This window comes from Zoogloea sp. (assembly GCF_028693495.1).
Taxonomy (GTDB): domain Bacteria; phylum Pseudomonadota; class Gammaproteobacteria; order Burkholderiales; family Rhodocyclaceae; genus Zoogloea.
In genome coordinates this window covers 1-3,249 of the sequence record NZ_JAQUVG010000172.1, presented here as the reverse complement: position 1 = coordinate 3,249, position 3,249 = coordinate 1, and the positions used below count along the sequence as shown (strand labels likewise).

Genomic DNA, 3,249 nt, shown 5'->3' with positions numbered 1-3,249 from the left:
AGGACTTCAGGCGCTCCTGCAGGAAGAACACGCGGATCAGGTTCCTAGCCGTGGGCGAACGGAAGATTGCGGCCAGGGAAGCAGCAGACCCGGCAGGCACCGCCAGCGCATTGCCACCATGGCGAGCCCAGATGTCGATGATGGCAAAAGGAGCTGGATACTGCCCGGGGCTCGCCTTGGCGGCCACCTGCCGGCGTGCCTTAACAGCCACAACGCCCGCCAGCGGGCCATTCATCAGCTGCTGCAGGAACGTCGGGCGCCGGGGGGGCTGGCCGGACAGCAGCACCATGCGTGCGGCATTGTCCATGACCCGGGCCGGCACGCAATCGTCCGCCAGCCCCAGACGCCTGGCCTGGACGGCATCCACCGCCTTGCCGGTCAGCATCAGGTCGAGGGCCGCGGCAGGACCAATCAAGGCGGGCAGGCGGCGCATGCCCCCCCAGGCCGGGTAGATGCCCAGCATCACCTCGGGCAGGGACAGGCGGGTACCCGGCTCATCCACCGTCAGGCGGTAGCGGCAGGCCAGCGCCAGCTCCAGTCCGCCCCCCATGCAGTGTCCGCGGATCAGGGCCAGCGTCGGATAGGTCACCGAAGCCAGCCGCATGAAGGTGTTCCAGCCCCGCTCCACCAGCACCCGGGCGGCCTCTGGGGAGCCGATGCGGGTGAACTCCTCGATACGGGCACCGGCAATGAAACCGGCGTCCTTGCCGGAGCGGATCACCAGCCCGGCGGGCGGCCTGCGCTCGAGCTCGTCCAGGAGCTCACCGAGCTCGGCGAGCACCGCCATGCCCAGGGTGTTGATCGCCCCATCGGCCACATCCAGCGTGGCCCAGGCCAGGTCGTCCCCATCCCGCTCCAGCTTCCAGTGATTCAGGTTCATCAGACCGCCTCCACCAGCATCGCCCCACCCAGACCGCCACCGATGCAGATGCTGGCCAGCCCGCGTCGGCCACCGGTGCGGTGCAGCGCCTCCAGCACGTGCAACACGATACGCACACCGCTGGCGCCCACCGGATGACCCAAAGCCACCGCACCGCCATCCACATTGAGGCGTTCCGGATCCACCCGCCCCAGCGCAACGGGCAAGGCCAGCCGGCTCCGGCAGTATTCGTCATCCTCCCAGGCCCGCAGACAGGCCAGCACCTGGGCCGCAAAGGCTTCGTTGATCTCGATGAGATCGATATCCTCCAGCGCCAGCCCCTGACGCTGGAGGATCGGTGTGGCCGCATGCACCGGGCCCAGACCCATCAGCTCGGGTTCAAGGCCGGCCCATTGGCGATCCACAATACGCCCGATGGGGGCCAGACCATAGCGTTCAACGGCAGCTTCCGACGCCAGGATCAGCCAGGCGGCGCCATCGGTGATCTGGGAGCTGTTGCCCGGCGTGACACGCCCGTATTTCTTGTCGAAGAAGGGCTTGAGCCTGGCGAGCCCCTGGATCGAGGCATCCCGCCGCACGCCGTCGTCTACCCCATGCAGCGTGCCATCCCGCTCGATCAGCGGCACCAGCTCCCGGGCAAAGTGGCCGGCATCGTGGGCCGCGGCCACCCGGCGATGGCTCTCCACCGCAAAAGCATCCATCTCGTCGCGACCAATGCCGAATTGCCAGGCCAGGTTCTCGGCGGTCTGCCCCATCAACTGGCCCACGATGGGATCCGTGAGGCCCTTCATGATGCCGATCACCGGGGCCAGATAGCCTGGACGGAACTGCCGGAGCATGTCCAGCTTGCGGCCCAGACTACGGGCCTGCATCCAGCCGGCGAACCAGCGCACCATCCGGTCGGAGTAAAAGAGGGGCGCCCGGGACAGGGCATCCACCCCGCCGGCCATCACCAGCCCGGCGCGGCCGCACAGGATGTTGGCGATGGCGGAATCCAGCGCCTGCATGCCCGAGGCACAATTGCGCATCACCGTCCAGCCTGGCACCTGGATGCCGCAGCCCATGCGCAGGGCCACCACCCGGCCGATGTTCACCTCGTCGGCCGACGGACTGGCGCACCCCAGGATGACCTCGTCCAGCTGCTCCGGCGCAAACCGCTGGCGGGCCAGCAGCGCGCTGCCGGACGCCGTGGCCAGATCCCCAGCGCTGAAGGGCCCCGGCCCATTGCGGGCCTTGAGGAAGGGGGTCCTCGCCCCGTCGATGATGTAGATCGGCTGCGTCATGGTCATGGTTGTCACGATGGGGTCAGGCCGCCCTGCAGCAGGGCGCGCTCACGTCTGCCAGCGCCGCTTTGAGACCGAAGTCGTAAGGAAAGTCATCCACCCGGATCACCTGGTCGCGGAGCTCTCCCCGACGCTGGATCACGGCGTATTCGTCCTGGGTCAGGATGCCCTCAGCCAATGCCTGGTCGTACAGTGCATCCACGCCGCCGCCCACCACGATCCCGGGAGTGAAGCGCTTGCCCTTGACGGCCTGGCGCACCTTGGCTTCAACGGGCTCTGCCGCGATGGCAGCCTCAAGCGCCGCCTCAAGGGCCGCCACGGGCTCCTCCAGATCGGTCGGGATGAACACATCGCAGGTCAGGCGGTCGCGGCTGGGGGAAGGTTCGATCAACAGGCGGGCCACCTCGTGACCGAGCTGATCCGACGGCATCACGTGCGGCCGCCCGAGCGGAAAGACCACGAGACGCCACAACAAGATGGCGGACAGGCGGTTCGGAAAGTTGGCGATCACCCCCTCGAAGGCGCTCTGGATGCGGAACAGGCAGTCCCGGATGGCCCAGTGCATCAGCGGCGCATCCGCAGACTGGCGCCCCTCGGCCTCATAGCGCTTGAGGGTGGCGGAGGCCAGGTACATCAGGGAAAGGATGTCCCCCAGCCGGGCCGACAGTTTCTCCTTGCGCTTGAGGGCCCCGCCGAGGGTACCCATGGCAAGGTCGGCCAGGAAGGCAAAGGCGGAAGAGAAACGGGTGAGCTGCTGGTAATAGCGCCGAGTTTCCGGCGCCACACTGGCCGGCACCGGCACGAAGCGCGATCCGGTCACACCCATCACCACCGCCCCTGCCGCATTCTGCAGCGTGTAGCCCACATGCCCCCAGAAGGCCACGTCGAAGGCATCCAGGTCACCGCGGCGGGCCGCGTCCATTTCCTTGAGCACGTAGGGGTGACAGCGGATCGCTCCCTGCCCGAAGAGGATCAGACTGCGGGTGAGGATGTTGGCCCCTTCCACGGTGATACCCACCGGAATCTGCTGGTAGGCACGCCCCAGGAAATTCTGCGGCCCCAGGCAGATACCCTTGCCACCGATCC

Annotated in this window: 3 protein-coding genes; all 3 read right to left on the bottom strand. The window is 67.7% G+C overall.

Annotated elements, in window-relative coordinates; all coding sequences use genetic code 11:
- The coding region (locus tag PHD22_RS16730; RefSeq protein WP_299869527.1) for an enoyl-CoA hydratase-related protein at nucleotides 1–880 on the bottom strand (880 nt) is incomplete at its 3' end.
- Nucleotides 880–2,163: an acetyl-CoA C-acetyltransferase gene (locus PHD22_RS16725; protein WP_299869529.1), complete on the bottom strand. Its 1,284-nt coding sequence runs from the start codon at nucleotides 2,161–2,163 to the stop codon at nucleotides 880–882. The genes PHD22_RS16725 and PHD22_RS16730, both read right to left, overlap by 1 nt.
- A gap of 22 nt (nucleotides 2,164–2,185) precedes the next feature.
- Nucleotides 2,186–3,249: acyl-CoA dehydrogenase domain-containing protein (locus PHD22_RS16720; protein WP_299869524.1), on the bottom strand; the 1,064-nt coding region annotated here is incomplete at its 5' end.

Coding starts and splice junctions, on each gene's coding strand:
- PHD22_RS16725 (WP_299869529.1), bottom strand. CDS start 2,163: ATGACGCAGCCGATCTACATCATCGACGGGGCGAGGACCCCCTTCCTC.